Origin of the sequence: Geodermatophilus sp. FMUSA9-8, from assembly GCF_037034165.1 — a bacterium.
GTDB classification, from domain to species: Bacteria; Actinomycetota; Actinomycetes; order Mycobacteriales; family Geodermatophilaceae; genus Geodermatophilus; species Geodermatophilus nigrescens.
In genome coordinates this window covers 17,699-43,743 of record NZ_JBAGKE010000002.1, presented here as the reverse complement: position 1 = coordinate 43,743, position 26,045 = coordinate 17,699, and the positions used below count along the sequence as shown (strand labels likewise).

Sequence of the window (26,045 nt, the reverse complement as noted above, 5' to 3'; positions counted from 1 at the left end):
TCAGCCTGCCGTACCGCGCCGATCGGCCGCGAAGCCGGTCAGGGCGTCGTCGGTGAGCCGGAAGACCGTCCACCCGTCCATCGGCACCGCGCCCGCCGCCCGGTAGAAGGCGATCGAGGGCTCGTTCCAGTCGAGGACCGACCACTCCAGCCGGTCGTAGCCGCGCTCGACGCAGGTGGCCGCCAGCGTGCGCAGCAGCTCCCGCCCGAGGCCCGTCCCGCGGTGCCGCGGCTGCACGTACAGGTCCTCGAGGTGGATGCCGTGCGTGCCGCGCCAGGTGGAGAAGTTGAGGAACCACAGGGCGGTGCCGACGACGGCGCCGTCCGGGCCGAGGGCCACGTGACCGAACAGGGCGGGGGAGTCGCCGAACAGCGCGCCGGACAGCTGCTCCTCGGTGAGCCGCACCTCGTGCGCGGACTCCTCGTACTCGGCCAGCTCCCGCACCAGGCCGACGACGGCGGCGACGTCGCCGGGCTCGATGCGGCGGACGGTCACGTGAGCACCTCCCGCACCCGCTCCGGGACCAGCCGGCCGAGCGGGGACAGCACCGGGTTGAGCACCGGCGCGAGCAGGTAGCCGTAGGCCAGCACGCAGCCGGTGACCACCGGGACGGTGACGAAGCCGACGACGAGCGCGACGGCGGCGGCGACCAGCCCGTAGGGGCGGCCGCTCTTCGGGCTCACCAGCGACCGGAACGAGCGGAACCGGACGGTGCTGACCATCAGCAGCGCCGGGACGGCGACGATGAGCAGCACCCACAGCCGGTCGCGGCCCTGCATCTGGTCGCCGAAGGCGAACACCGAGGCCAGCACGACGCCGGCCGCGCCGGGGCTGGGCATGCCGGTGAAGTACCGCTTGTCGGCCGTCGGGTCGACCGTGGTGTTGAAGCGGGCCAGCCGGATCGCCGCGCACGCCACCCACAGGAAGCACACGACCCAGCCCAGCGGGTCCCACTCGTCGCGGCCCTCGGAGAACAGCGTGAAGGCCAGCAGCGCCGGGGCCAGGCCGAAGGACACGAGGTCGGCGAGCGAGTCGAACTGCAGGCCGAAGGCGCTGACCGCGCGGACCAGCCGGGCCACCGCGCCGTCGGCGATGTCGAAGAGCACCGACAGGCCGATGAGCACCGCGGCGAGGGAGAACTGCCCGCGGATCGACACCAGGATCGCGGCGAAGCCGCACATCATGTTGCCGAGGGTGAACAGGCTGGGGAGCGTGGCGAGGGCCCGGCGGCGGCTGCCCCGGACCGAGCCGCGGACGAACTCGACGGTCGCGAGCCGCCGGGTGGGCGCGCGGCCCTCGCCCGACGCGGAACTGGGCACCGGGGGCCCTCAGCCGGCGGCGGGCCAGCGGGCGATGACGGTGTCCCCGCCGCGCACGCGCTGGCCCTTCCGCACGGTGATCTCGCACTCGGCGGGGAGGAAGACGTCCATCCGCGAGCCGAACTTCATCAGCCCGAACCGCTCGCCGGTGGCCAGCCGCTGCCCCACGCCGGTGCGGGTGACGATGCGCCGGGCGAGCACCCCGACGAGCTGGCGGAAGACGACGGTCCGGTCGCCGTCCCGCAGCCACAGCTCGCTGCGCTCGTTGCGGTGCGCCGACTCCGCCCGGTAGGCGGCCAGGAAGCTGCCCTTGCGGTAGGAGCTCTCCACCACCTCACCGCGGTAGGGCGAGCGGTTCACGTGCACGTCGACGACGGAGAGGAAGACGCTGACCTGCTGCCAGCCGCCCGGCGGCGCGGGCTCGGGCGCCACGCCCTCCTGCGGCTCCCCGGCGACCATGACCATCCCGTCGGCGGGGGACAGGACGACGTCGGCCGGTGGCTCGACGCGGTCGCAGGGCCGCTCGGGGTCGCGGAAGAAGAGCAGCATGTAGGCCGAGAGCGCGAGGAACGGCCAGGCGGCGACACGCGCCCAGCGGCGTCCGGTCCGCGCGCCGGCGGCGGCCAGCACGGCGGCCGGGCCGAGGGGTCCGGTGATGAAGGGCCACCCGGCCCGGTCGATGCGCATCGAGGTGCGACGGTACCGGGGCCCCTCCGCGGGCCCGGGCACCCGCCACCGGCGCGCTCGGTCCGCGCCGCCGGCCCGGGGGCGGGGACGCCGACGGCCGGTGGGCGGGTGCCCACCGGCCGTCGGGACGTGCCGTCGGCCCCCTCGTGGGGTCCCGCCGCGAGCGTCAGCGAGCGGTGGGGGCGAGGGGGTCCTTCGTCAGGCCGCGGCCTTGGTCTCCCAGAAGATCTTGTCGATCTCGGCGATGTAGTCGAGCAGCTTCTGGCCCTCGGCCGGGTCCATGCTGCCCTTGCCGCCGGCGGCGCCGGCCTGCTTGGTCGCCTTGTTGAACAGCTCGTGCAGCTGCGGGTACTTCTCGAAGTGCGGCGGCTTGAAGTAGTCGGTCCACAGCACCCACAGGTGGTGCTTGACCAGGTCCGACCGCTGCTCCTTGATCAGGATGGCGCGGGTGCGGAAGGCCGGGTCCTCGTTGGCCTGGTACTTCTCCTGGATGGCCTTGACGGACTCCGCCTCGATGCGGGCCTGGGCCGGGTCGTACACACCGCAGGGGAGGTCGCAGTGCGCGGTGGCCTCCACGGCGGAGAACACGCGGCTGAACAGCATGTCTCTTCCTCCGGATGTCGCGGGATCGGGTCGTCTGCGACCCTACTCGCGGTGATCACCCCCCGTCCCGGCGAGCGCCCCGTCCCACCGCTGGCCGGCGCGTGGGTGGTGGCGCGGGTGAGCGGCCCGTCGATGTCGCCGACCGTCCGGCACGGCGACCGGCTGCTCGTCCGGCGGGTGCGCGCGGGCCGGGTGGCGCCCGGCGACGTCGTCCTGGCGCGGTTCCCCGCGCGGCCGGACCTGCTCGTCGTCAAGCGGGTGCACGCGCTGCTCGACGGCGGCGCCGTCGACGTGCGCGGGGACAACCCGCTGGTCACCGACGACAGCCGGGCGTTCGGGCCGGCCGTCGCCGTGGGCCGCGTCGTCGGCCGGCTGTCCCCCCGGCCCGGGAGGCTGCGGCCGCCGCCGCCGCCGCCCGCCCAGCCGCCCGCCCAACCGCCCGCCTAGCCGCCCGCCTGACCCCCGGCGCGCAGCTGCGCGTAGTGGGCCGTGCACTGCTCCATCGTGGGTAGCGTCCCCTGCGCGCGGGCCTCGGCCAGCGTCGGCGCGGCGCGGTCCTTGTCCGACAGGCGGACCTCCACGTCCGCGGGCCAGGGCAGGTCCAGCTCGGGGTCCAGCGGCGAGACGCCGAACTCGCGGCCGGGGGAGTAGCCGGTGGAGACCAGGTAGGTCACCGACGAGCCGTCCTCCAGCGCGAGGAACGCGTGGCCCAGGCCCTCCGCGAGGAAGACGGCGCGCGGCTCGGCGGCGTCGAGCAGCACGGAGTCGGAGACGCCGAACGTCGGGGAGCCGACCCGCACGTCGACGACGACGTCGAGCACCCGGCCCGCCGGGCAGTAGACGTACTTGGCCTGGCCCGGGGGGACGAGCGCGAAGTGCACGCCGCGCAGCACGCCGCGGGCCGACACGCTGTGGTTGGCCTGCGCGAGCGGCAGCGCCCAGCCGGTGGCCGCCGCGAGCACGTCGGCGCGGTACCACTCGGTGAACCGGCCGCGGTCGTCGCCGTGCGGCACCAGGTCGAGCACGTAGCTGTCCGGCACGGCGAGCTCGCGGATCTCCACGGCGGGCACGGTAGCGAGCCGCCGCGCGCCCGGGGTCGGCGGCAGAGGGACCCCCGGCGCCGCACTACCCTCCGGGGTCCATGAGCGCAGAGACGGGCTCGCCCGCGACCGCTGCCGACCGCACGCCGCAGGCCCCGGCGGAGGACCGCTTCGCCTCCGACCCGGCCTTCGGGGTGCACGAGGGCGGGAAGCTCGTGGTGCGCCCCACCCGCGGGATCGAGTCCCGCGAGGACCTCGCGCTCACCTACACCCCCGGCGTCGCCCGCGTCTCCAGCGCCATCGCCGCCGAGCCGGAGCTGGCCCGCCGCTTCACCTGGGCCTCCCGCGTCGTCGCGGTGGTCTCCGACGGCACGGCCGTCCTGGGCCTCGGCGACATCGGGCCGGCGGCGGCGCTGCCGGTGATGGAGGGCAAGGCCTGCCTGTTCAGCGAGTTCGCCGGGCTGTCGGCGGTGCCGGTCGTGCTGTCGACGACCGACGTCGACCGGATCGTGGAGACCGTCGCCGCCATCGCGCCGTCGTTCGGGGGCATCAACCTCGAGGACATCAGCGCCCCGCGTTGCTTCGAGATCGAGGACCGGCTGCGCGAGCGGCTCGACGTCCCGGTCATGCACGACGACCAGCACGGGACGGCGATCGTCGTGCTCGCCGCGCTGCGCAACGCCGCCCGGGTCACCGGCCGCACCCTGGCCGACCTGCGGGTGGTGGTGGCGGGCGCCGGCGCGGCGGGCATCGCCTGCACGCGGATCCTGCTCGGCGCCGGGGTCGGGGACATCTGCGTCGCCGACTCCCGCGGCGTGCTGCATCCCGGCCGCGAGGACCTCACCCCGGTCAAGCGGTGGGTCGCGGAGAACACCAACCGCGCGGGCTACGCCGGCACGATGACCGGCGCGCTCAAGGGTGCCGACGTCTACCTGGGCCTGTCCGGCGGCTCGGTGCCCGAGGCCGCGATCGCCTCGATGGCGCCGGGCTGCATCGTGTTCTCCCTGGCCAACCCGACGCCGGAGGTCGACCCGGAGATGGCCGCGCGGTACGCCGCCGTCGTCGCCACCGGGCGCAGCGACCTGCCGAACCAGATCAACAACGTGCTCGCCTTCCCCGGGGTGTTCCGCGGCGCCATCGACGCGGGCGCCACGGCGATCACCGAGGAGATGAAACTGGCCGCCGCGGAGGCCATCGCCGGCGTCGTCGGCGACGACCTCGCGCCCGGGTACGTCGTGCCGAGCCCGCTGGACCGGCGGGTGGCCACCGCGGTCGCCGAGGCCGTGGCCGCCACCGCCCGGGCGCAGGGCATCACCCGCTGAACGCCGCCCGGCGGGGCCGGTAGACCAGGTCGAGGACGCCGGCCAGCAGCCGCTCCGCCACCGGGCGGGGGAGCGCCGCGACCAGGGCGTGCACCGGCGCCATCCGCTCGGGCAGCCGCCCGCCGCCGACGCCGGCCAGCTCCAGCAGCGCGTCGACCTCGGCCACGGTGAGCGCGGACGGGTCGATCGTCGCGGCGGCCGCCACCAGGTCCGGGTCGGCGATCGGGCGGGGCAGCGCGGCGGCGGCCCGGGCGGCGTCGGCGAGGTCGGCGAGCAGGGCGTCCACCCGGCCCGCGGTGGCGCCGGTGACGGTGAGGTGCAGGGTGGCGGGCAGATCGGCGCCGCCGGGCTGGGCGAACGGCGGCTGGGGCTGCAGCAGCCAGCCCCGGGCGGTGGCCTCGTCGGCGAGGGTGAGCACGTCGACGCCGTCCGGGCCGTCCTGCGCCAGCGCGACCAGCGTGGCCACCGGCGTCCCGACCACCCGCAGGCCCGGGATCGCCGCCGCGCCCCCGGCCAGCGCCACCGTGGCCGCCCGGGTGGCCCGGGCGAGCTCCGCGTAGCCGTCGCGGCCCAGCCAGCGGTGCACCGCCCAGGCGGCGGCCATCGGGCCGGCCGGGCGGGTGCCGGCCAGCGTCGGGTTGACCACCGGGTACCCGGGCCAGCCGGCGGTGCTGAACCAGTGCCCCTGCCGCAGCTCGGGCTCGGCCGTGAGCAGCACCGAGACGCCCTTGGGCGCGTAGCCGTACTTGTGCAGGTCCACCGACAGCGAGGTCACGCCGGGCACGGACAGGTCGAACGGCTCGGGGACGTCGTCGAGGAAGGGCAGCACCCACCCGCCGATGCAGGCGTCGACGTGGCAGGGGACGCCCGCGGCGGCGGCCAGCGCGGCCACCTCGCCGACCGGGTCGAGCACGCCGTGCGGGTAGGACGGCGCGCTGACCACGACCAGTGCGGCCCGGTCGTCGAGCGCCTCGGCCACCGCCGACGGCAGCGCCCGGCAGGTGTCCGGGTCGACGGCGACGTCGGCGACCTCGAGGTCGAACAGGTGCGCGGCCTTGCGGAACGCGGCGTGCGCGGTGACCGGCAGGACGAGCCGGGGCCGCCCGCTGCCGCTCCGCCGGTCGCCTCCCCGCGCCCGCCACCGCTCGCGGGCGGCCAGCACCGCCAGCAGGCAGCTCTCGGTGCCGCCGCTGGTGACCGTGCCGACCGTCGCCGGGCCGCCACCCAGGAGGTCGGCCGCCGCGCCCACCAGGTCGTCCTCGATGCGGGCGACGCTCGGGAAGGCGGTCGGGTCCAGCGCGTTGGTCCACTGGAACGCGGCCTGCGCGGCGGCGGCGAGGTGGTCGACGCCGACCCGTCCCGAGTCGTAGACGTAGGCCATCGTCGAGCCCCCGTGGGTGGGCACGTCGCCGGCCTGCAGCGCGGTGAGCTCGGCCAGCACCTCCTGCGGCGTCACGCGGGGACCTCCTGGGGCCGGGTGGGGACGGGGTCGAGCCGGTAGCGGGCCAGCACCGGCAGGCTGGCCAGCACGAACAGCGCCGGGAGGACGGAGAAACCCAACCGCACGGCGAGCACCGCGCCGTCGGACTGCACGGCGTCGCCGCCGGCGGAGGAGACGTAGCCGGCCGCCGCGAGCAGCAGCCCGAGCAGGCCGGGCCCGACGGCGAGGCCGAGCGTCTCGGCCGCCGTCCAGACGCCGGTGAACACGCCCGCGCGCCGCTGTCCGGAGGCGGCCTCGTCGGCGGCCACGACGTCGGGCAGCATCGCCAGCGGGAACATCTGCATGCCGGCGTAGCCGACGCCGACCAGGACGACGAGGGCCAGCGCGGCCCCGGTGCCGCCCGGGCCGACCAGCGCGAGGGCCGCCGCGCCCGCGGTGAACAGCGCCGAGGACGCCAGCAGCCCGGTGCGCTTGCCCAGCCGGCGGCTCACCCGCAGCCACAGCGGCATGACGACGATCGCCGGGCCGACCAGCGCGGCGAACAGCAGCGACCCCGCGGCGGCGTCGCCGAGCACCTGCTCGGAGAAGTACGGGACGCCGGCGAGCATCACGCCGATGCCGAGCGCCTGGACGACGAAGCCGGTGAGCAGCACCCGGAACGGCCGGGACCGCCAGGCCAGCACCAGCGTGGCGCCGAGCCGGCCCTCGCTCGTGACGCGGGTAAGGGTGGGCGCGTGGCGGGTGCCGGCGACCGCGCCGAGCATCCCGCCGGCCAGCAGCAGCGCGACGAACACGGCCATCGCCAGGTGGCCGCCGCGCCCGCCGCCGAACGCGTCGACCACCGCCGGGGCGCCGGCGCCCGCGAGCAGGATGCCGAGCGCGAGGGCGGCCACCCGCCACGACATGAGCGTGGCGCGCTCGCCCGGGTCGTCGGTGATCTCGGCGGGCTGCGCGACGTAGGGCACCTGGAAGCAGCCGTAGGCGGTGGCGGCGAGCAGGAAGGCGACCGCCGCCCAGGCCGCGGCCAGCGCCGGTGGCTCGCCGGGACCGGCGAAGACGAGCACGAACAGCGGCGGCAGGGCCAGCCCGCCGGCGAGCATCCACGGCCGGCGCGGCCCCCAGCGGCCGGTCGTGCGGTCCGAGCGGCTGCCGATCCACGGGTTGAGCAGCACGTCCCACGCCTTGGGGGCGAACACGACCAGGCCGGCCAGCCCGGCGGCCACGCCGAGCTCGTCGGTCAGGTAGTACAGGAGGAGCAGGCCGGGCACGGTGCCGAACGCGGCGGTGCCGATGGAGCCCACGGCGTAGCCCAGGTGCGTACCCCGGGACAGGCGCGGTGCGACGGCGGTCACAGCGGGGCACCGTAGCGGCCGGCGGCCGGGCGCGCCCCGACCGCCCGCACCGCCGCGGTCAGCAGCCCGGCCAGGACCAGCACCCAGCCGGCGCGGGCGACCAGCCAGGCGGGGTCGTCCGGCAGGTCGTGCAGGCCGGGCAGTGGCGCGGCGGGCAGCGTGCCGAGCCACAGGAGCACGAACAGCGGCTGGTGCAGCAGGAACACCGGCAGCGCCGACCGCCCGGCGGCGACCGCGGCGTCGGCCAGCGGCCCGCGGGCCCGGCGCAGCAACGGCAGCAGCAGCCCGGCCGCGCCGGCCTGCGCCAGCCCCAGGGCGAGCGCGGCCGCCGACGGCGGGTCCAGGTTGGAGGCCCCGGCCCCCGGGACGCCGACCGCCGTCGCCTGCAGCCCGCCGGCGGTCACCAGCAGGACGACGGCGAGCACCCCGCCGGCCAGCAGCGCCGCGCAGGTGCCCCGGCCGGGCTCGCGCCGGGCGGCCGCCACGCCCAGCTGCCACGGCACCCACCACGCGGCCAGCGGGGTGACGACCGTCCCGGCGGTCCCCGGCACCAGCGGCGCGGCCAGCGCGAGCCCGAGCGGGAGGACGGCGGCCGCGGCGCCGAGGCGGGCGTCCAGCCGCACCACCAGCGGCGTCGCCAGCGACAGCACGAGGTACACGCCGAGGAACCACAGCGGCCGCAGCGACAGCGTGACGACGGTCCGCACGACGCCCTGCGACGCCCCGGCCACGGCCAGCGCTGTCGCGAGGGCCGCCACCGCGGCCACGAGGACGACCACCGGCCCGGCGGCCCGGCGCAGCGTCCGCGACCACCGCCGCGCCCCGGTCCCGCGGGCCGCCGCCCAGCCCGCGACGAGGAAGAACAGGGCGAGCGTCTGCAGCAGCCAGCTGACCGGCGCCAGCGCGGGCATCTCCGCGAGCGGGCTGCCGGTGACCACCCGCCCGTCCACCGCCCCGGGCGCCCCCGGCGCGGTGACCAGCCAGTGCCCGAGGACGACGCCGGCGAGCGCCAGGGCGCGCAGCAGATCCGGGCCGCGGTCGCGGGTCACGCCGCACCGCCCGCGGGCGCGGTGGCGATCCGGGCGATCGCGTCCAGCGACGCCGTCCCGGGTGCGAGGTAGCCGTCGTGCCCGCGCACGCCGTCGACCGGCAGCGGACGGGCGCCGAAGCCGGGGCCGGCCGGGTCTCGGCCGTGCCCGAGGTCGCCGATCCGCACGCCCGGCACCCGGCCGATCCAGTCGGCGTCCGCCCGCCCGGCCCACACCCGGGCGCGGGTGTCCAGGTCCGCCACCGACCCGGCGCGCGCCCCGGGGCTGCCCACGAGCACCACGTCCTCCGCGGCGAGGTCCGGCGCGGCCAGCGCCGCGACGACGGCGCCGTAGCTGTGCCCGACCACCGTCACGTGCGCCGCCGCCGACGGGCCGGCCCGCAGGTCGTCGACGAACCGCACCAGCGCGGTGGCCCCGGCGCGGGCGAGGCGCCCGCTCGCGGCGTCCACGCCCAGCCCGTCCGGCGTCACGTAGCCCACCCAGAGGACGACGGCGAGGCCCGGGCCGCCGGCGTCGGCGAGCGCGCGGGCCCAGCCGAACGGGCGCCGCTGCGGGGAGGCGGGGTCGTGCAGCCGGGCGAGGTCGGTGTCGGACCCGGGCACCAGCACCGCCACCGACCGGGCCGTCGCGAGGTCGCCGAGGACGACGACGGCGAGGCCCCGGCCGGCCGGGTCGCAGCCGAGGACGCCCACCGGCCCGAGCCGCGCGGCGAGGTCGGCGGCGCATGCGGCGTCGAGCCGCACGGGCGGCGGGACGGCGGCCTCCGACGGCTGCGCGGACGCCGTCCACAGGACGCTGAGCAGCAGGAACGAGGCGGTCCACCGGTTTCTCACGCTGCCCGACGCTAGGCAGATCGCGCTCCCGGATCGTCACACCGGGGAGCCCACCTGCGGGTGCTACCGGGGTACTCAGGAGCCGGGGGAGACCAGCCCCGTCTCGTACGCCAGTACCACCGCCTGCGCGCGGTCGCGCAGCCCCAGCTTGGTGAACACGCGGCTCACGTGGGTCTTCACCGTCTGCTCGGCGAGCACCAGGTGCGCGGCGATCTCGGTGTTGGACAGCCCGCGCGCCACCAGGGCGAGCACCTCCGCCTCGCGCTCGGTCAGCGCGGCCAGCACCTGCGGGCGGGGGGCGGGCGCGGCGGCCGGGCGGGCGGCCACGAAGTCGGCGATGAGCCGGCGGGTGACCGCGGGCGCGAGCAGCGCGTCCCCGGCCGCGACCACCCGCACCGCGTGCAGCAGCTCGGCGGCCGGCGCGTGCTTGAGCAGGAAGCCGCTGGCCCCGGCGCGCAGCGCGTCGTAGACGTAGTCGTCGAGGTCGAAGGTGGTGAGCACCAGCACCCGCGGGTGCGGCGGGTCGCCCGACAGCAGCGCGCGGGTGGCCTCCAGCCCGTCGAGCACCGGCATCCGCACGTCCATGAGCACGACGTCGGGCGCCCGCCCGGCCGCGGCCAGGCCCGCGTGGGTGGCCAGCGCGGCCGCGCCGTCACCGGCGGTGCCCACGACGTCGACGTCGGGCTGGGCGCCGAGCAGCGCGGCGAAGCCCTCGCGGACCATCTCCTGGTCGTCGACCAGCATCACCCGGATCACCGGCGCGCGACCTCCAGCGGCAGCTCGGCGAGCACCCGGAAGCCGCCGTCGGCGGTGGGGCCGGCGTCGAGGTGCCCGCCATGGAGCTCGGCCCGCTCCCGCATGCCGGTCAGGCCGTTGCCGGCGCCGGGGGTGCCCGGCGCGGCGCCGCGGCCGTTGACCACCTCGACCCGCACGGCGCCGCCGTCCTGCCGCACCGTCACCCGCACCGGCGCCCCCGGGGCGTGCTGGGCGGCGTTGGACAGCGCCTGCTGCGCGATGCGGAAGACGCTCAGGCCCAGGCCCGCGGGCAGGTCGAGGTCCGCGACCTCCACCCGCAGGTCGGTGCCCGCCGCGCGGACGCCGGCGAACAGCGCGTCGAGGTCGGCGGTGCCCGGCTGCGGCGCTCGCTCGGCGTCCTGGTCCTCGGCGCGCAGCACACCGAGCAGCCGCTGCAGCTCGGTGAGCGCGGTGCGGGCGGTGCCGGCCACCTCGGCGAGCTCCGCGCCGGCCCGCGCGTCCAGCGGGGCCAGGCGGTAGGGCGCGGTCTCGCAGCGCACCGCGATGAGCGACAGGTGGTGGGCGACGACGTCGTGCATCTCCCGCGCGATCCGGGCCCGCTCGGCCAGCGCGCCGCGGGCGGCCTGCGCCTCCGCCGTCCGGGCCTGCTCGGCCTCCAGCGCGCGCCGGGCGTCCCACCGGGCGCCCAGGCTCGCTCCGACCACCAGCGGGGCCAGCACGCCGAGGAACGCCACGGGCAGGGTGAGCAGCAGGTCGACCGGCCACGGTGTCGTCGCGCCGAGCACGACCACGAGCACCAGCGAGACCACCGCGACGCCGAGCGCCACCCGCCGGGCGCAGGCCCAGGCGACGGCGAGCAGCACCGGGCACCACAGCGTCCACTGCCAGCCCTCGAGGACGGGCGCGGGCGCCGGGGGAGGGGGCAGCGCGTAGCCGACGAGCACGAGGCCGAGCAGCGACAGCCGCCAGCCGTCGAGCGGGCGGCGCACCGCGAGCACGAACCCGGCCAGCAGCGGCGCCGCGGTGAGCAGGAACAGGCCGCTGGAGAGCCTGCTCGAGGCGCCCGCCCCCGACGCCGTCAGCCACGTGACGTAGCCGGCGAGCGCGACGACGAGCAGCAGCAGGCGGTCCCAGCGCCGCTTGCGGGGCCGCCACGGCGGGCGGCCGTTGTCGACGGCGGTCCACAGCGCGGCGGCGACCGCGCCGGGCACGGGGCGCAGCAGCGGCAGCGACCAGCGCGCTGCGGTGTGGAGGACGGTCATGGCGAGCGCAACCTAGCGCTGCCCGGTTGCTCAGCCCAGGCTGAGCAACCCCTGCAGGTAGGGGTCGACGACGTCGCGGGCGGCGGTGTTGCTGTAGAGGAACCAGACCGCGACCAGCAGGAACGCCGGCGCCAGCACCGCCTTCTCCAGCGTCGTGCCCGTCCGCATCGGGGTCAGGGCCACCCGCTTGCGCTTGAGCAGCCACAGCACCGGCAGCGGCACGCCCTGCTTGGTGATCAGGTCGCCGGCGACGTGGGTGAGCACGCCGAGCGCCACCGCCCACGGCAGCCAGGTCGGCTGCGGCGAGTGGGCCAGCAGCACCCACGCGCCGCCGAAGGACAGTGCGAGGTTGCCGACGACGGTGTTCTCCGCCCGGCCGGGGATGACGAAGTGCAGCGCCCGCAGCGCCAGCCCGATCGCCAGCGCCATGACCACGAGGCTCGACCAGTACAGGTCGGCCGCGGCCAGCGCGACCGCGCCGAACGCGATCGGCGCCAGCAGCGCGTCGTGGGTGCCCCAGCGGTGCCCGCCGGACAGCCGGCCGATCGCGCCGGAGGGCACGTCGGTCAGCGGGCCCCACATGTCCGAGACGGTCGAGCCGGAGTGGTCGAGGTCGGGGAGCATGGCGAACCCGCCGGCGGCGGCCACCCATGCGACCTGCGCGACGGTGCCGTCGACCGGGGCCCAGGGGAGCGTCGCCGCGCCGGCGGCCAGGCCGGAGAGCGCGTGGGAGTGACCGAGCACGTGCGCAGCGTCCCGCCTGGTGGGGCGCCGCCGGCGGAGGCGCTCCGTAGCGACGATCAGCCGGGATCACCGGCGTGCGTCCTGGCTCACCGTGGGAGGTGAGCCAGGACGCAGCACGATCAACTCACCTGATCGTGCGTCCGGCGCTCAGTCGTCGTCGACGTCGTCGGTGCCGCCGCGCGCCAGCCACGTGGCGAGCCGCTCGATCGGCACCTCGAAGTCGGGGTTCTGGTCGACGAACGCCTGCAGCTGGTCGGCCAGCCAGGCGAGGGTCACCTGCTCCCCGCCCCGCCGGTCGGCCAGCTCCTCCAGGCCCCGGTCAGTGAAGTACACGGCCGGGACGTCCTCTCGTGGAGTACACGTCAGCTCGCGAAGGCCTCGGCGACCAGCGCCTTCTGCTCGCTCTCGTGCACCTTGGCCGAGCCCACGGCGGGGCTGGCCGACGCCCGGCGGCTGACCCGGCGCAGCGTGCGGCCGCCGAGGTGCTCGGGCAGCTCGAGCGCCATGAACGACCAGCCGCCCATGTTCGCCGGCTCCTCCTGCACCCAGACGAGGTCCGGCGCGTTCGGGTACCGGCCGACCGCCTCGGCGATCTGCTCGGCCGGCAGCGGGTAGAGCTGCTCGACCCGCAGGATCGCGGTGTCGGCGCGGCCCTCGGCCTCGCGCTGGGCGACCAGGTCGTAGGCGACCTTGCCGCTGCACAGCAGCACCCGGCGCACCGCGGCGTCGTCGAGCGGCTCGCCGCCCACGCCCGGGTCGCCGAGCACCGGCCGGAAGGACTCCTCGGTGAAGTCCGCGACCGGGCTGACCGCCGCCTTGGCCCGCAGCAGCGACTTCGGCGTGAACACGACCAGCGGCCGGTGCACGTCGGAGAGCGCCTGGCGGCGGAGCAGGTGGAAGTAGTTGCCCGGCGTCGAGCAGTTGGCGACCGTCATGTTGTTCTCGGCGCACAGCTGCAGGAACCGCTCGATGCGGCCGCTGGAGTGGTCGGGGCCCTGGCCCTCGAGGCCGTGCGGCAGGAGCATCGTCACGCCCGAGCGCTGGCCCCACTTGGCCTCGCCGGAGGAGATGAACTCGTCGATGACCATCTGCGCGCCGTCGACGAAGTCACCGAACTGCGCCTCCCAGAGGACCAGCGCCTTCGGGTTGGCCACCGAGTAGCCGTACTCGAAGCCGAGCGCGGCGTACTCGGAGAGCAGGGAGTCGTAGACGAAGAACTTCGCCTGCTCCTCGGACAGGTTCGCCAGCGGCGTGTACTCGCCGGCGGTCTCCCGGTCGATGAGCACCGAGTGGCGCTGCACGAACGTGCCGCGGCGGGAGTCCTGGCCGGCCAGCCGCACCGGGACGCCCTGCATGAGCAGCGACCCGAAGGCGAGCAGCTCGCCCATGGCCCAGTCGATGCCGCCCTCGCTGACCATCGCCGCCCGCCGCTCCAGCAGCCGCTGCAGCTTCGGGTGCACGGTGAAGCTCTGCGGCAGCGAGACGTGCGCGTCGCCGATCGCCTTCATCACCTCGGGGGTGATGGCGGTGGCGACCGTGCTGACCTGCTGGGCCGGCTGGTCCATGACCGGCTGCGGCTTCGGGGTCTCCGTGGCGTCGTGCGTCTCGGCGAAGGCCCGCTCCAGCTGGTCGCGGTAGTCCTTCAGGGCCTCCTCGGCCTCGCCCAGCGTGATGTCGCCGCGGCCGATCAGCGCCTCGGTGTAGAGCTTCCGGACCGAGCGCTTGCGGTCGATGATGTCGTACATCAGCGGCTGGGTCATCGAGGGGTCGTCGCCCTCGTTGTGCCCGCGCCGGCGGTAGCAGACCAGGTCGACGACGACGTCCTTGCGGAACGCCTGCCGGTACTCCACGGCCAGCCGCGCCACCCGCACGCACGCCTCGGGGTCGTCGCCGTTCACGTGGAAGACCGGCGCGTTGACCATCCGCGCGACGTCGGTCGAGTAGAGGCTCGAGCGGGCCGCGGCCGGGCTGGTGGTGAAGCCGACCTGGTTGTTGATGACGACGTGCACGGTGCCGCCGGTGCGGTAGCCGCGCAGCTGCGAGAGGTTCAGCGTCTCGGCGACGACGCCCTGGCCGGCGAACGCGGAGTCGCCGTGCAGCAGGACCGGCAGGACGGTGAAGCCCTGCTCGCCCTTGTCGATCATGTCCTGCTTGGCGCGGACGATGCCCTCGAGGACGGGGTTGACCGTCTCCAGGTGCGAGGGGTTGCTGGCCAGCGAGACGGCGATCTCCGCGCCCGGCTGGAACGGGTTGGCGAAGGTGCCCTCGGCGCCGAGGTGGTACTTGACGTCGCCGGAGCCCTGGACGGTGCCGGGGTCGATGTTGCCCTCGAACTCGCCGAAGATCTTCGAGTAGCTCTTGCCGAGCACGTTGGCCAGCACGTTGAGCCGGCCGCGGTGCGCCATGCCGATCGCCACCTCGTCGAGGCCGTGGTCGGTGCCGGCGATGAGCACCTCGTCGAGGATCGGGATGACCGACTCGCCGCCCTCGAGGCTGAAGCGCTTCTGGCCGACGTACTTGGTCTGCAGGAAGGTCTCGAACGCCTCCGCGGCGTTGAGCCGGCCGAGGATGTGCTTCTGCTTCTCCCGGTCGGGCTGCTCGTGCTTGACCTCGATCCGCTCCTGGAGCCACTCGCGCTCCTCGGGATCGGTGATGTGCATGTACTCCACGCCGACGGTGCGGCAGTAGGAGTTGCGCAGGACGCCGAGGATGTCGCGCAGCGGCATGACCTTCTCGCCGGCGAACCCGCCGACGGGGAAGGGGCGGTCGAGGTCCCAGAGGGTGAGGCCGTGCTGGAGGATGTCGAGGTCGGGGTGGCTGCGGACCTTGAACTCGAGCGGGTCCGTGTCGGCCATGAGGTGGCCGTTGCGCCGGTAGGACTCGATGACCTCGATGACGCGGGCTTCCTTGTCGATCTGCCCCTCGCGGCTGACCCGCACGTCGGGCATCCAGCGCACCGGCTCGTAGGGGATGCGCAGCGACCGGAAGACGTCGTCGTAGAAGCCGTCCTCGCCGAGGAGCAGCTGGTGCAGCCGGCGCAGGAAGTCGCCGGACTCGGCGCCCTGGATGATCCGGTGGTCGTAGGTCGACGTCAACGTGATGATCTTGGAGATGCCGAGGTCGGTGAGCGCCTCGGGGCTCATCCCCTGGAACTCGGCCGGGTACTCCATGGCGCCGACGCCGATGATCGCGCCCTGGCCGGCGGTCAGTCGCGGCACCGAGTGGACGGTGCCGATGGTGCCCGGGTTGGTCAGGCTGATCGTGGTGCCGGAGAAGTCCTCCAGCGTCAGCTTGTTCGCCCGCGCGCGGCGGATGACGTCCTCGTAGGCGCCCCAGAACGCGGCGAAGTCCATCTCCTCGGCGCCCTTGATCGAGGCGACGACGAGGGAGCGCGAGCCATCGGCCTTGGGCAGGTCGATGGCCAGGCCGAAGTTCACGTGCTCGGGCTGCACCAGGGTCGGCTTGCCGTCGACCTCGGCGAACGCGGCGTTCATGTTCGGGAAGTCGTCCAGCGCCCGGACCAGCGCGTAGCCGATCAGGTGGGTGAAGGAGACCTTGCCGCCGCGGGAGCGCTTGAGGTGGTTGTTGATGACGATGCGGTTGTCGGCCAGGAGCTTGGCCGGCACCGCCCGCACGCTCGTCGCCGTGGGCACGGTGAGCGAGGCGTTCATGTTCTTGACGACGCTGGCCGCCGCACCGCGCAGCGGCGTGCGCTTCGGGCCCTCGCCCGCCGGCTGGGCCGGCGAAGCCGGCTTGGCCGCGGCCGCCGGCTTCGGCGCGGGGGCGGCGGCGGTCCGCTGGTCGGCGCGGTCGGCCGCGCGGTCGACGACGGTGGCCTCGGTGCGCTCGGGCACCGGGGTGGACCGGGCCGGGGCGGGGGTGGCCGGGGCGGCGGGCGCGGCCGCGGTGGGAGCCGAGGCGGCGGCGTCGGCGGCGGCCGGGCGCGCGGCGCCGTTCGCGGGCGCGGCGGCCCGGGGGGAGGCCGGGGCAGCGGCCTGGGAGGAGGCCTGCGGTCGTGCCGGGGCGGCGGCCTGCGCGGGCGCCGGGGCCTGCTCACGGTCGTCGCTGGCGGCGACCGGGCTGCCCGGCCGGTAGTCGGCGAAGAACTCGTGCCACGCCTGGTCCACGCTGGACGGGTCGGCGAGGAACTGCTGGTACATCTCCTCGACCAGCCACTCGTTGGTGCCGAAGCCCGCCACGGCCGAGGAGGCGCCGGTGGTGGACGGCCGGGATGCGTTGTCGCGTGACACGGGGTCGAGTGCCTTCTTCGTCGTCGGTGGGCGTCTCTGGACCGGGGACTGACTCTACGCCCGTCCCTCCCGGCCGACCTGCAGTGCGGAGCCGGTGTGCCGGGCCCGCGGCAGGGCCCGCGGCAGGGCCCGCGCGACCTCCCTCAGCTGCTCGCGCCGGCGGCCACCAGCAGGTCCACCAGGGCGTCGCGGGCACCGGCCCGACCTGCGTCGTCGCGCCGGTGGCGGGCCGCGGCGACCCGGCTGATGTCGAGGGCGCTGGCGCCGTCGCTGGTGGTGGCGTCGACGTCGGCCCCGGCGGCCAGCAGGAGCCGCACGACCTCGGGCGCGTCGCTCTCCGGCCCGGTCCCCGGCCCGGCCGGCGCGCCCGCCGGCGTCCCGGCCGACACCGCGTCGTGCAGCGCGGTGCGCCCGGTGTCGGGGTCGCGGCGGTCGGCGCGGGCCCCGGCGTCGAGCAGCGCGCGCACCAGGTCCGGCCGGCGGGCGGCGGCCGCCGCGGCGAGCGCACCGCCGTCGGGGTCGGCCCCGCGCTCGAGCAGCAGCCGGAGCGCCCCGGCCGCGCCGCCGGCGGCGGCCACGGTCAGCAGGTCCAGGCCCGTGACCGGGTCGGTGAGCGCGGCGCCGCCGTCGAGCAGGGCCGACAGCCGCGCGGTGTCGTCGAGGTAGGCCGCGGCCGGGGCGTCGACCGGCGCGCCGAGCTCACCGAGCAGCGGCACGAGGTCCGGCGCCTCCAGGACGGCGACGTGCAGCGGCGTGCGGCCGGACTCGGTGCGCGCCCCGAGGTCGGCGCCGGCCGCGGCCAGGTCGCGGACGGCGACGGCCTGCCCGCAGGCGACGGCGACGTGCAGCGGCGTCCAGCCGCTCTCCCCGGCGCGCTCCACCGTGCCGGCCAGCAGCCGGGGCGCCTCGGCCACGGCCGCGCGGACCGCCCCGAGGTCGCCGGCCTCCACCAGCCGGATGAGTCGCTGCACCGTCATGCGCGTGGTCATGCAGGGGTTCCCCGTCCTCGGGAGTGGTGTGCGGGAGCGGCGCCGTGCCCGTGGCCGGGGCGGCGCCGGTGCTCGGGACGTCGGTGCGGGTGGCCGGTGCTCAGCTGACGTCGCGGCGGACGGCGAGCAGGGTGCCCAGCAGCGCCGCCACCAGACCGTAGCCGAGCAGCAGCAGGCCGCCCTGCCACGGTTCGAGCAGGTCGGGGGCCTGGAAGTCGGAGGTGACGGCCTGCACCGCGCCACCGGGCAGCCACTTGTAGGCGCCCTGGACCGCGCCGATCGAGGAGATGATCGGCTCGACGACGTAGAGGTAGACCAGCGATCCGACGATCGCCCCGACCTGGTTGCGCAGCAGCGCCCCGACCCCGACGCCGATGACCGCGAACACGACCAGCACCAGGCCCGCCGCGCCGAGCGTGCGCAGGTTCTCGGCGTCCAGCGACGGCGCCGCGCCCCGGGCGCCGGCGTAGAGCAGCACGACGACGACGTCGACGACGAGCACGACCAGCGCGACCGGCACCGCGGCCGCCGCGTAGGCCAGCAGCTTGGCGACGACGACCCGGCCGCGGCGCGGGGTGGTGAGGAAGGTCGGCGTCGCCGTGCGGTGCCGGTACTCCTGCGTCATCCCGATGATCCCGAGGATGAGCAGGAAGACGCTGGCGTTGGCCGCGACGGAGAAGACGACCTCCTCGTACTGCGGCGTCCCGACCGGCGGCAGGCCCGGCTGGCCGTTCTGCTCGACGCCGGCCAGGCCGGTGAACAGCGCGGCGAACCCCCCGGCCATCAGGCACGCCCCGAGCGCCAGGCCGATCCAGACGCGGGTGGTGAACAACTTGGTCCACTCGGCGCGGACGAGCGCGGTCATCGCGCCGCCTCCTCGGTGGTGGTCGCGGTCCGGTCGGGCGTGGCGGCGAACTGCTCCTGGCCCGCGGTGAGCCGGAAGTAGAGCTCCTCGAGGCCGGTGCTCTCGGCGCGCAGCTCGTGCAGCTCCACCTGCGCGGCGAACGCCCGGGCCCCGACGTCGGCGGGGCTCGCGCCCTCGACGGTGACCAGCCCGTCGTCGCCGCGGGCGGCGGACAGCCCGCCGGAGGTGAGGACGGCGGCGAGCCGGTCGGCCTCGGGGCTGCGGACGAGCACGGTGCCCGCACCCTGCGTGCCCGAGCGCAGCTCGGCGATCGAGCCCTGCCGCACCAGCCGGCCGGCGCCGACGATGACCACCCGGTCGGCGGTCTGCTCCATCTCGGCGAGCAGGTGGCTGGACACCAGCACGGTGCGGCCCTCGTCGTGGGCCAGGTGCCGGAGGAAGCCGCGCAGCCAGAGGATGCCCTCGGGGTCCAGGCCGTTGGCCGGCTCGTCGAGGACCAGCACCGGCGGGTCGCCGAGCAGCGCGGTGGCCAGCGCGAGCCGCTGCCGCATGCCGAGGGAGTAGCCGCCGGCGCGGCGCCGCCCGGCGGCGGTGAGGCCCACCCGCTCGAGCGCCTCGTCGGCGCGGGCGACGGGCAGGCCCGCGGCGCGGCAGTAGACGCGCAGGTGGTCGCGGCCGGAGCGGGCCGGGTGGAAGGCGGTCTCGAGCACCGCGCCGACGGTGCGCACCGGGTCGGGCAGCGCCGCGTAGGGGACGCCGTCGAAGGTGGCGCGGCCGCTGTCGGGGGTGACCAGGCCGAGGACCATCCGCAGCGTCGTCGTCTTGCCCGCGCCGTTGGGGCCGAGGAAGCCGGTGACGGCGCCGGGCTCGACGGTGAACCCGAGGTCGGACACCGCCCGGACCGAGCCGAACGTCTTGGTCAGGCCGGCGACCTCGATCCGCACCGGCCGTGGTCCGGCGGTGGTGCCGGTGGGCATCGGTCCTCCTCGTCTGTGCGTGCTCCCCGTACGGCAGTCATCCAAGCGCACCCGGCCGACGGTTCCGACCCCTCCGGCCGCGGGGCGCGGCGGCCCGCCCCGGCCGGCCACCCGCCGTCCACCAGCCGTTTCCCCGCGGCCCCGATCGGGTGCGCGGCCGTGACCGCGGGCACAGCCGGCCCGGCCGGTCACTACAGTGCGGCCGTGAGCGCGTACCGGACGGTCGTCGTCGGCACCGACGGCTCGGACTCCTCCCTGCGCGCCGTCGCGCGCGCGGGCGCCCTGGCCGGCGCGTGCGGTGCCGCTCTCGTGGTGGCCTGCGCGTACCTGCCGACGGAGGAGGACGACCGGGAGCTCGCGCGGGCCCGGGACGTGCTGCGCGACGAGGCCTACCAGGTGGTCGGCTCGCACCCCGCCGAGGACACCGTCCGCCGGGCGGGGGAGGCGGCGCTGGCCGCGGGCGCGGGGGAGGTGCGCACGGTCGCCGTCGTCGGCTCGCCGGTGGAGGCGCTGCTCGACGTGGTCCGCCGCGAGGACGCCGACCTGCTCGTCGTCGGCAACCGGGGGCTCGCCGGCATCAGGGGGCGGCTGCTGGGCTCGGTCCCCGCCGACGCCACCCGGCGCTCGGCCTGCGACGTCCTCGTCGTCCACACGACGGGCTGACCCGGAGCCGGACGTGGACCCCGCCGGCCCCGATCCCGACGTCCGGGAGTCGCTGGAGCGCCTGCTGCTGGGCGGGCCGCGCCGGCTGACGCGCCTGGAGGTCGCGGCGGCGGCCGGCATGCCGCCGGAGCGGACCCAGCGGCTGTGGCGCGCGCTCGGCTTCCCCGACGTCGCCGACGACGACCCGGCCTTCACCCTCGCCGACGTCGGCGCGCTGGCGACCGTCTCGGCGCTCATCGACTCCGGCTTCGTCGAGCCCGGGACCGAGGCGTCGATCGCCCGGGCCACCGGGCAGGCGCTGTCGCGGTTGGCCGACTGGCAGACCGACCTGCTCGCCGCCGCGCTGCTGCGCCAGGGGCGGGACGCGGAGGGGCCGGTCGACGTCGTCGCCGCGGCCGAGACGCTGCTGCCGCTGCTGGCCCGCACGCAGGACTACGTGTGGCGCCGGCACCTGGCGGCCAACGTCGACCGGCTGATGTCGGCCGGGGCGCCCGGCGACCGCCGCGAGCTCGCCGTCGGGTTCGCCGACCTCGTCGGCTACACCTCGCGCTCCCGCGGCATGGGCGGGCGCGAGCTCGGCGCGATGGTGGAGGCGTTCGAGGCCACCGCGACGGAGGTCATCGCCCGGCACCGGGGCCGGGTGGTCAAGACCGTCGGCGACGGGGTCCTCTACACCGCCGTCGACGCCGTCGACGCCGTCGAGATCGGCCTGACCCTGCCCGGTGCCTGGGACGCCGAGGACCGCCCGCCGCTGCGGGTGGGCGTCGCGTACGGGCGCGTGCTCACGCGGCTCGGCGACGTCTACTCGCCGGTGGTCAACCTGGCCAGCCGGCTCACCTCGCTGGCCCGGCCCGGCACGCTGCTCGCCGACCGCGTGCTGGCCGGGCACCTGCGCGGCCTGCGGCAGTACCGGGTGCGCCCGCTCCGGCGGGTGTCGGTGCGCGGCTACGACCACCTGCAGCCCTGGCTGGTGCGCCGCCGGCCGCCGGGGGAGGAGGACAACGCACTGGAGTCGATGCTCGACGAGATGGCCGACGACGTCCTCGCCGGCGAGGACGCCGAGGACGACGCCGGGGACGACACGGTGGACGACGCCGAGAACGACGCCGAGGACGACGCCCGGGAGGACGGCGCCGGGAACCCGCACGACGGCTGAGCGCCCCCGCGCTACCGTGGTGGCGTGCTGTGACCCGCGGACCCGACGTCGTCCCTCCTCCGACCGTCCTCCCGGGAGCACCCCATGAGCGCCACCCTCGTCGCGCGCGCCCTCTCCGCCGGCCACGGCGCCCGCGTCCTGTTCTCCGGCCTCGACCTCGTCGTGGCGCCCGGCGACGTCGTCGGCCTGGTCGGCGTCAACGGCGCCGGCAAGTCCACGCTGCTGCGCACCCTGGCCGGCGAGCTGCCCGCCGGCGGCGGCTCGGTGTCGCTCAGCCCGCCGGCGGCGACCGTCGGGCACCTGCCGCAGGAGCGCGACCGCCGCGAGGGCGAGACCGTCGCCGCGGCCGTCGCCCGGCGCACCGGCGTGGCCGCCGCGCAGGCCGCCCTCGACACCGCCACCGCCGACCTCGCCGAGGGGCGCCCCGGTGCCGACGACGCCTACGGCGAGGCGCTGGAGCGGTGGCTGGCGCTGGGCGGCGCCGACCTCGACGACCGGCTCGACGCGGTGCTCGCCGAGGTGGCCCCCGGCGTCGCGCCGGACGCGCCGATGCCCGCGCTGTCCGGGGGGCAGGCCGCCCGCGTGGGGCTGGCCTCGCTGCTGCTGTCCCGCTACGACCTGCTGCTGCTCGACGAGCCGACCAACGACCTCGACCTCACCGGGCTCGACCAGCTCGAGCGGTTCGTCACCGGCAACCGCGCCGGCATCGTCGTGGTCAGCCACGACCGGGAGTTCCTCGCCCGCACCGTCACCCGCGTCGTCGAGCTCGACCTCGCCCAGCAGCTGGTCCGGGTGGTCGACGGCGGGTACGAGGCCTACCTCGTCGAGCGGGAGGTGGCCCGGCGGCACGCGCGCGAGGAGTACGAGGAGTACGCGGAGACCCGGGCCGACCTCGAGGCCCGCGCCCGCATGCAGCGCAACTGGCTGGCCAAGGGCGTGCGCGACGCGGTCAAGAAGAAGAAGGACCCGGACAAGCACATCACCGCGCACAACCGGTCGACGGCGGAGAAGCAGGGCGCCAAGGTCAAGCAGACCGAGCGGCGGATCGAGCGGCTGGAGGTGGTCGAGGAGCCCCGCAAGGAGTGGGAGCTGCGGATGACGATCGCCGCGGCCCCGCGCGCCGGCGCCGTCGTCGCCACGCTGCGCGCCGCCGTCGTCCGCCGCGGCGGGTTCGCCCTCGGGCCGGTGAGCCTGCAGGTCGACTGGGGCGACCGGGTGGCCATCACCGGCCCCAACGGCTCGGGCAAGACGACGCTGCTCGGCGCGCTGCTGGGCCGGGTGCCGCTGGACTCCGGCAGCGCCTCGCTGGGCCCGGCGGTGCGGCTGGGTGAGGTCGACCAGGCGCGCGGGCTGTTCACCGGCGACCGGCTGCTGCTGGACGCCTTCGGCGCGGAGGTGCCCGACTGGCCCACCGCCGAGGTGCGCACGCTGCTGGCCAAGTTCGGCCTGACCGCCGAGCACGTGCTGCGCCCGGCCGCGACGCTCTCGCCGGGGGAGCGCACCCGCGCGGCGCTGGCCCTCCTGCAGGCCCGCGGGGTGAACGTGCTCGTGCTCGACGAGCCGACCAACCACCTCGACCTGCCGGCCATCGAGCAGCTGGAGTCCGCCCTCGCCGCCTACCCGGGCACGCTGCTGCTGGTCACCCACGACCGCCGGATGCTCGACGCGGTGGCCACCACCCGCCGGTTCGCCGTCGAGGACGGCCGGGTCACGGAGTCCTGAACCTCAGCTCAGTCGAAGGACCTCCCTGCCCCCCACCGCTCGCGAGCTCGCGAGCGGGACCCTGCAGGGAGGCCGGGAAACGGGAGCGGGAGTCAGCTCAGATCGTGGCCGAGCGCCTCGTCGAGGCCGACGGTGGCCATGCCCGACCACGTCTCGTCGACGTGGTGGGCCAGCACCATGAGGTCGCGCAGCTGCCCCTCCCGGTCGCGGACGTGGTCGCGCAGCAGCGCCTCCCCGGTGAAGCCCAGGCCGGTGAACAGCGCCAGCGCGCTGCCCTGCTCGGCGACCACCTCGACGACGAGCTTGGTCAGCCCGTCGCCGACCGCCGTCACCAGGGCGTGCCGGGCCAGCGCCCGGCCGAGGCCCGAGCCGCGGCGGGTGGGGGAGACCACGAGCCGGACCTCGCCGACGTGGGAGGACCAGCCCGTCAGCCGCCGGATCGCGACGTAGCCGGCGACGTCGCCCCCCGGGTCGTCGCCGTCGACGGTGACGAACCGCCGGGCGCTCCCGCCGCCGGACGCCCAGGACCGGACGACGTCGGGGTCGGTGACCTCCTCCTCGATGAAGGTGAGGTCCTCCTCCGGCAGCGACCGGAAGAACCGCAGCAGCGCGTCGCAGTGCGCCTCGCCGAGCTCGACGACGTCCACGCTCACCCCTCCTGCCCGGCGGCGCGGCCGGGCGTGTGCTCGTCGCTGCGCTGGCGCAGGAACCCGATGATCTCCGGCACGGTGGTCTTGGCCGCCGTCCGGCCGACCACCAGCCCCATGTGCCCCGCGGGCAGCCGCAGCTCGTGCTTGTCCTCCGACCCGACCAGGTCGATCAGGGGCGCCGTGGCCGCCGGCGGGACGATGTGGTCGCGGTCGGCGCGCACGGTGAGGAACGGCAGCCGGATGTCGGACAGGTGCACGCGGTCCCCGCCGACGGTCAGCCGGTCGGTGACCATGCCGTTGTCGCGCACGAGCATCTGCACGGTCTCCCGCGCGGCAGCGCCGGGGAACGGGATGTGGTCGTCGGACCAGCCGGTCATCGCCTGGTAGGCCGCCACGTACTCGTCGTTCCAGAGCCGCTCCCACAGCGTCACGTAGCGGGTGACCTCGGCGGTGGGGGTGAGGGTGCGGAAGCCCTGGACGACGATGCGCGGCGGGACGTTGCCGTTCTCGTCGACGACGTCGTCGACCTCCATCCCGCCACCGCGGAAGATGTCGGCCATCGGCCCCATCTCCGTGAAGTCGACGGGGGTGGCGAGGACGCTCAGGCTGCGCACCGGGGCGTCGGGGTGGTGCGCGGCGTAGAGGAGCGAGAGGTCGCCGCCGAAGCAGTAGCCGAACAGGTTGACCTCGTCGGCGCCGGAGATCTCCCGCACCCGGTCGACGGCCGCGGGGACGTAGTCGTCGACGTAGTCCTCGAGGCGGTTCTCGGCGTCGCGCTCGTCGGGCTCGCCCCAGTCGACCATGTAGACGTCGAAGCCGGCGTCGAGCAGCTGCTCGACGAAGGAGTTCCCCGGCGTCAGGTCGAGGATGTAGCTGCGGCTGATCAGGCTGAACACGATGAGCAGCGGCGGTGAGTACCGCACCTTCTCGCTGCGGTAGTGCCACAGCTGGGTGCGGCCGCGCTGCCAGACGACGTCCTTGGGCGTGAGCCCGACGCCGGGCCGGTCGACGCCGGCGGCGAGCTTGATCCCGTTACGTGCGCGGAGGGCGTTGCGCTCGACGTCGCGGCGCACGCGGTCGAGCACCGCCTGGGGACTGGGGACCGTCGGCATCGGGCTCCTCCGGGGTGGGGTCGGCGGCACGGGCACGTCGTTCGTTCTCCAGCTGCACGGTCAGCCGGCGCACCTCGCGGTCCAGCGCGCCGATCTGCGCCCGCAGCCGGGCCAGGTCGCTGCCGGCGGGCAGGTTGACCAGGTGCCAGGCGCGGGCGGACACCCCGCGCGCGGTGTCGCGCGCCATCGTCTGCGCGCGGCGCAGCAGCGTGACGCCGGTGGCGAACCCGGGGGTCCGCACCAGGTTCTCCGCGTGCGGGGTCACCGCCTTCTCGGCGGCGTCGAACGCCTGCCGCCACAGCGGCGTGCCCGGTGGCTGTGCCGACGTCATGCCGACTCCCTCCCCGCGGGTCCTGCTGCCCGCGCAGCACCCCCTACCCGCCCGGCCGGTGATGTACCGCACAGTCCGGATACGGTCCCGGGGACGGGATGGCGGCGAGGGGAGTGCGCGGTGGCGGACAAGAGCGTCCTGGACATGTTCCGGCTCGACGGCAGGGTGGCGATCGTGACGGGGGCGTCCTCGGGGCTGGGCGTGGTGTTCGCCCGGGCCCTGGCGCAGGCCGGGGCCGACGTGGCGCTGGGTGCCCGTCGCGAGGACCGCATGGCCGCGACGCGGGAGGCGGTCGAGGCGGAGGGCCGGCGGGCGATCACCGTGCGCACCGACGTCGCGCGGGTGGAGGACTGCCAGGCGCTGGTCGACGCGACGATGGCGGAGTTCGGGCGTGTCGACGTGCTGGTCAACAACGCCGGCATCGGCACCGCCGCGCCGGCCACCCGGGAGAGGCCCGAGGACTTCCGGTCGGTCATCGACGTGAACCTCAACGGCTGCTACTGGATGGCGCAGGCGTGCGGGCGCGTCATGCAGCCGGGCAGCTCGATCGTCAACATCTCCAGCGTGCTGGGGCTGACCACCGCCGGGCTGCCGCAGGCGGCGTACGCGGCCAGCAAGGCCGGGCTGATCGGCCTGACCCGCGACCTCGCGCAGCAGTGGACCGGACGCAAGGGCATCCGGGTCAACGCGCTGGCGCCGGGTTTCTTCGCCTCGGAGATGACCGACCAGTACCCCGAGGGCTACCTCGACCAGCAGATGGGCCGGGTGCTCGCCGGCCGCGCCGGCGACCCGATGGAGCTCGCGGCCGCCCTCGTCTTCCTCGTCAGCGAGGCCGGCGGCTACGTCACCGGGACGACGATCCCGGTGGAGGGCGGCATGCTCACCAGCTGAGCCCGGCCGGGGCCCCGCCGTGCGGCGGGGC

26 protein-coding genes are annotated in these 26,045 nt (G+C 76.2%); 6 read left to right on the top strand and 20 right to left on the bottom strand.

Annotated features, from left to right (window positions below; translation table 11 throughout):
- The 4 genes from WA616_RS04445 to sodN all read right to left on the bottom strand — a co-directional run bounded on the left by WA616_RS04445 (position 1) and on the right by sodN (position 2,609).
- Entirely contained in the window at positions 1 to 495 is a 495-nt protein-coding gene (locus WA616_RS04445; RefSeq protein WP_336027668.1) for a GNAT family N-acetyltransferase, read from the bottom strand.
- Positions 492 to 1,319 carry a CDP-diacylglycerol--serine O-phosphatidyltransferase gene (gene pssA / locus WA616_RS04440; RefSeq protein ID WP_336027666.1) on the bottom strand — a complete coding sequence of 276 codons (828 nt, stop codon included), beginning with the start codon at positions 1,317 to 1,319 and terminating at the stop codon, positions 492 to 494. Before pssA ends, WA616_RS04445 begins: the two co-directional genes overlap by 4 nt.
- Positions 1,320 to 1,328: 9 nt before the next feature.
- A complete protein-coding gene (locus WA616_RS04435) occupies positions 1,329 to 2,006 on the bottom strand; it encodes a phosphatidylserine decarboxylase (protein WP_073421649.1) in 678 nt (225 codons plus the stop codon).
- Positions 2,007 to 2,204: 198 nt separating this feature from the next.
- Positions 2,205 to 2,609, bottom strand: coding sequence for a superoxide dismutase, Ni (gene sodN / locus WA616_RS04430; RefSeq protein ID WP_073421650.1), 405 nt, complete (start codon positions 2,607 to 2,609; stop codon positions 2,205 to 2,207).
- Between the two features lie 51 nt (positions 2,610 to 2,660).
- Between sodN and WA616_RS04425 the strand changes: the two genes are divergently transcribed.
- Positions 2,661 to 3,056 carry a S26 family signal peptidase gene (locus tag WA616_RS04425; protein WP_336027665.1) on the top strand — a complete coding sequence of 132 codons (396 nt, stop codon included), beginning with the start codon at positions 2,661 to 2,663 and terminating at the stop codon, positions 3,054 to 3,056.
- On the opposite strand, the gene WA616_RS04420 is transcribed toward WA616_RS04425, so the two are convergent.
- Positions 3,053 to 3,670 (bottom strand): dTDP-4-dehydrorhamnose 3,5-epimerase family protein, encoded by a 618-nt coding sequence (locus WA616_RS04420; RefSeq protein ID WP_336027663.1) that lies wholly within the window; start codon positions 3,668 to 3,670, stop codon positions 3,053 to 3,055. The two genes, WA616_RS04425 and WA616_RS04420, sit on opposite strands and share 4 nt — an antisense overlap.
- An 80-nt stretch (positions 3,671 to 3,750) precedes the next feature.
- On the opposite strand from WA616_RS04420, the gene WA616_RS04415 reads away from it, so the two are divergent.
- On the top strand, positions 3,751 to 4,971 hold the full coding sequence (locus WA616_RS04415; RefSeq protein WP_336027660.1) for an NAD(P)-dependent malic enzyme: 1,221 nt from the start codon (positions 3,751 to 3,753) through the stop codon (positions 4,969 to 4,971).
- On the opposite strand, the gene WA616_RS04410 is transcribed toward WA616_RS04415, so the two are convergent.
- The 12 genes from WA616_RS04410 to WA616_RS04355 form a co-directional block, all read right to left on the bottom strand.
- Positions 4,961 to 6,427: a pyridoxal phosphate-dependent decarboxylase family protein gene (locus WA616_RS04410; RefSeq protein WP_336027658.1), complete on the bottom strand. Its 1,467-nt coding sequence runs from the start codon at positions 6,425 to 6,427 to the stop codon at positions 4,961 to 4,963. The genes WA616_RS04415 and WA616_RS04410 overlap by 11 nt on opposite strands.
- Complete coding sequence (locus tag WA616_RS04405; RefSeq protein ID WP_336027656.1) at positions 6,424 to 7,764, bottom strand: MFS transporter; 1,341 nt, start codon at positions 7,762 to 7,764, stop codon at positions 6,424 to 6,426. The genes WA616_RS04410 and WA616_RS04405 overlap by 4 nt, the downstream gene beginning before the upstream one ends.
- Positions 7,761 to 8,813: an acyltransferase family protein gene (locus tag WA616_RS04400; RefSeq protein ID WP_336027653.1), complete on the bottom strand. Its 1,053-nt coding sequence runs from the start codon at positions 8,811 to 8,813 to the stop codon at positions 7,761 to 7,763. Before WA616_RS04400 ends, WA616_RS04405 begins: the two co-directional genes overlap by 4 nt.
- Positions 8,810 to 9,646 (bottom strand): alpha/beta hydrolase, encoded by an 837-nt coding sequence (locus tag WA616_RS04395; RefSeq protein WP_336027651.1) that lies wholly within the window; start codon positions 9,644 to 9,646, stop codon positions 8,810 to 8,812. The genes WA616_RS04400 and WA616_RS04395 overlap by 4 nt, the downstream gene beginning before the upstream one ends.
- Positions 9,647 to 9,721: 75 nt before the next feature.
- Positions 9,722 to 10,402, bottom strand: a complete 681-nt coding sequence (locus tag WA616_RS04390; protein WP_336027650.1) for a response regulator transcription factor — start codon at positions 10,400 to 10,402, stop codon at positions 9,722 to 9,724.
- Positions 10,399 to 11,664 carry a sensor histidine kinase gene (locus WA616_RS04385; protein WP_336027648.1) on the bottom strand — a complete coding sequence of 422 codons (1,266 nt, stop codon included), beginning with the start codon at positions 11,662 to 11,664 and terminating at the stop codon, positions 10,399 to 10,401. The genes WA616_RS04390 and WA616_RS04385 overlap by 4 nt, the downstream gene beginning before the upstream one ends.
- A gap of 30 nt (positions 11,665 to 11,694) precedes the next feature.
- Entirely contained in the window at positions 11,695 to 12,408 is a 714-nt protein-coding gene (locus WA616_RS04380; RefSeq protein WP_336027645.1) for a metal-dependent hydrolase, read from the bottom strand.
- A 147-nt stretch (positions 12,409 to 12,555) separates the two neighbouring features.
- The gene (locus WA616_RS04375; RefSeq protein WP_073421659.1) at positions 12,556 to 12,741 is read right to left on the bottom strand and encodes a DUF6104 family protein; all 186 of its coding nucleotides are present in this window, start codon (positions 12,739 to 12,741) and stop codon (positions 12,556 to 12,558) included.
- Positions 12,742 to 12,770: 29 nt separating this feature from the next.
- Complete coding sequence (locus tag WA616_RS04370) at positions 12,771 to 16,658, bottom strand: multifunctional oxoglutarate decarboxylase/oxoglutarate dehydrogenase thiamine pyrophosphate-binding subunit/dihydrolipoyllysine-residue succinyltransferase subunit (RefSeq protein WP_336027642.1); 3,888 nt, start codon at positions 16,656 to 16,658, stop codon at positions 12,771 to 12,773.
- A gap of 143 nt (positions 16,659 to 16,801) precedes the next feature.
- Positions 16,802 to 17,647: an ankyrin repeat domain-containing protein gene (locus WA616_RS04365; RefSeq protein WP_336027641.1), complete on the bottom strand. Its 846-nt coding sequence runs from the start codon at positions 17,645 to 17,647 to the stop codon at positions 16,802 to 16,804.
- A 100-nt stretch (positions 17,648 to 17,747) separates the two neighbouring features.
- Complete coding sequence (locus WA616_RS04360; protein ID WP_336027640.1) at positions 17,748 to 18,512, bottom strand: ABC transporter permease; 765 nt, start codon at positions 18,510 to 18,512, stop codon at positions 17,748 to 17,750.
- Positions 18,509 to 19,489 carry an ABC transporter ATP-binding protein gene (locus tag WA616_RS04355; RefSeq protein ID WP_336027638.1) on the bottom strand — a complete coding sequence of 327 codons (981 nt, stop codon included), beginning with the start codon at positions 19,487 to 19,489 and terminating at the stop codon, positions 18,509 to 18,511. Before WA616_RS04355 ends, WA616_RS04360 begins: the two co-directional genes overlap by 4 nt.
- 204 nt (positions 19,490 to 19,693) lie before the next feature.
- On the opposite strand from WA616_RS04355, the gene WA616_RS04350 reads away from it, so the two are divergent.
- The 3 genes from WA616_RS04350 (at position 19,694) to WA616_RS04340 (ending at position 23,030) form a co-directional block, all read left to right on the top strand.
- Positions 19,694 to 20,152: a universal stress protein gene (locus WA616_RS04350; protein WP_336027637.1), complete on the top strand. Its 459-nt coding sequence runs from the start codon at positions 19,694 to 19,696 to the stop codon at positions 20,150 to 20,152.
- Positions 20,153 to 20,165: 13 nt separating this feature from the next.
- Entirely contained in the window at positions 20,166 to 21,308 is a 1,143-nt protein-coding gene (locus tag WA616_RS04345; RefSeq protein ID WP_336027635.1) for an adenylate/guanylate cyclase domain-containing protein, read from the top strand.
- Positions 21,309 to 21,392: 84 nt separating this feature from the next.
- A complete protein-coding gene (locus WA616_RS04340) occupies positions 21,393 to 23,030 on the top strand; it encodes an ABC-F family ATP-binding cassette domain-containing protein (RefSeq protein WP_336027633.1) in 1,638 nt (545 codons plus the stop codon).
- A 92-nt stretch (positions 23,031 to 23,122) separates the two neighbouring features.
- Here WA616_RS04340 and WA616_RS04335 read toward each other — a convergent pair whose 3' ends face one another.
- The 3 genes from WA616_RS04335 to WA616_RS04325 are packed head-to-tail and all read right to left on the bottom strand — an operon-like array spanning position 23,123 to position 25,123.
- A complete protein-coding gene (locus WA616_RS04335; RefSeq protein WP_336027631.1) occupies positions 23,123 to 23,677 on the bottom strand; it encodes a GNAT family N-acetyltransferase in 555 nt (184 codons plus the stop codon).
- 2 nt (positions 23,678 to 23,679) lie between these two features.
- Positions 23,680 to 24,792, bottom strand: coding sequence for a PHA/PHB synthase family protein (locus tag WA616_RS04330; protein ID WP_336027630.1), 1,113 nt, complete (start codon positions 24,790 to 24,792; stop codon positions 23,680 to 23,682).
- Positions 24,713 to 25,123, bottom strand: a complete 411-nt coding sequence (locus tag WA616_RS04325; protein WP_336027629.1) for a hypothetical protein — start codon at positions 25,121 to 25,123, stop codon at positions 24,713 to 24,715. The genes WA616_RS04330 and WA616_RS04325 overlap by 80 nt, the downstream gene beginning before the upstream one ends.
- Positions 25,124 to 25,243: 120 nt before the next feature.
- Between WA616_RS04325 and WA616_RS04320 the strand changes: the two genes are divergently transcribed.
- Positions 25,244 to 26,014, top strand: coding sequence for an SDR family NAD(P)-dependent oxidoreductase (locus tag WA616_RS04320; RefSeq protein ID WP_336027627.1), 771 nt, complete (start codon positions 25,244 to 25,246; stop codon positions 26,012 to 26,014).
- Positions 26,015 to 26,045 lie beyond the last annotated feature (31 nt).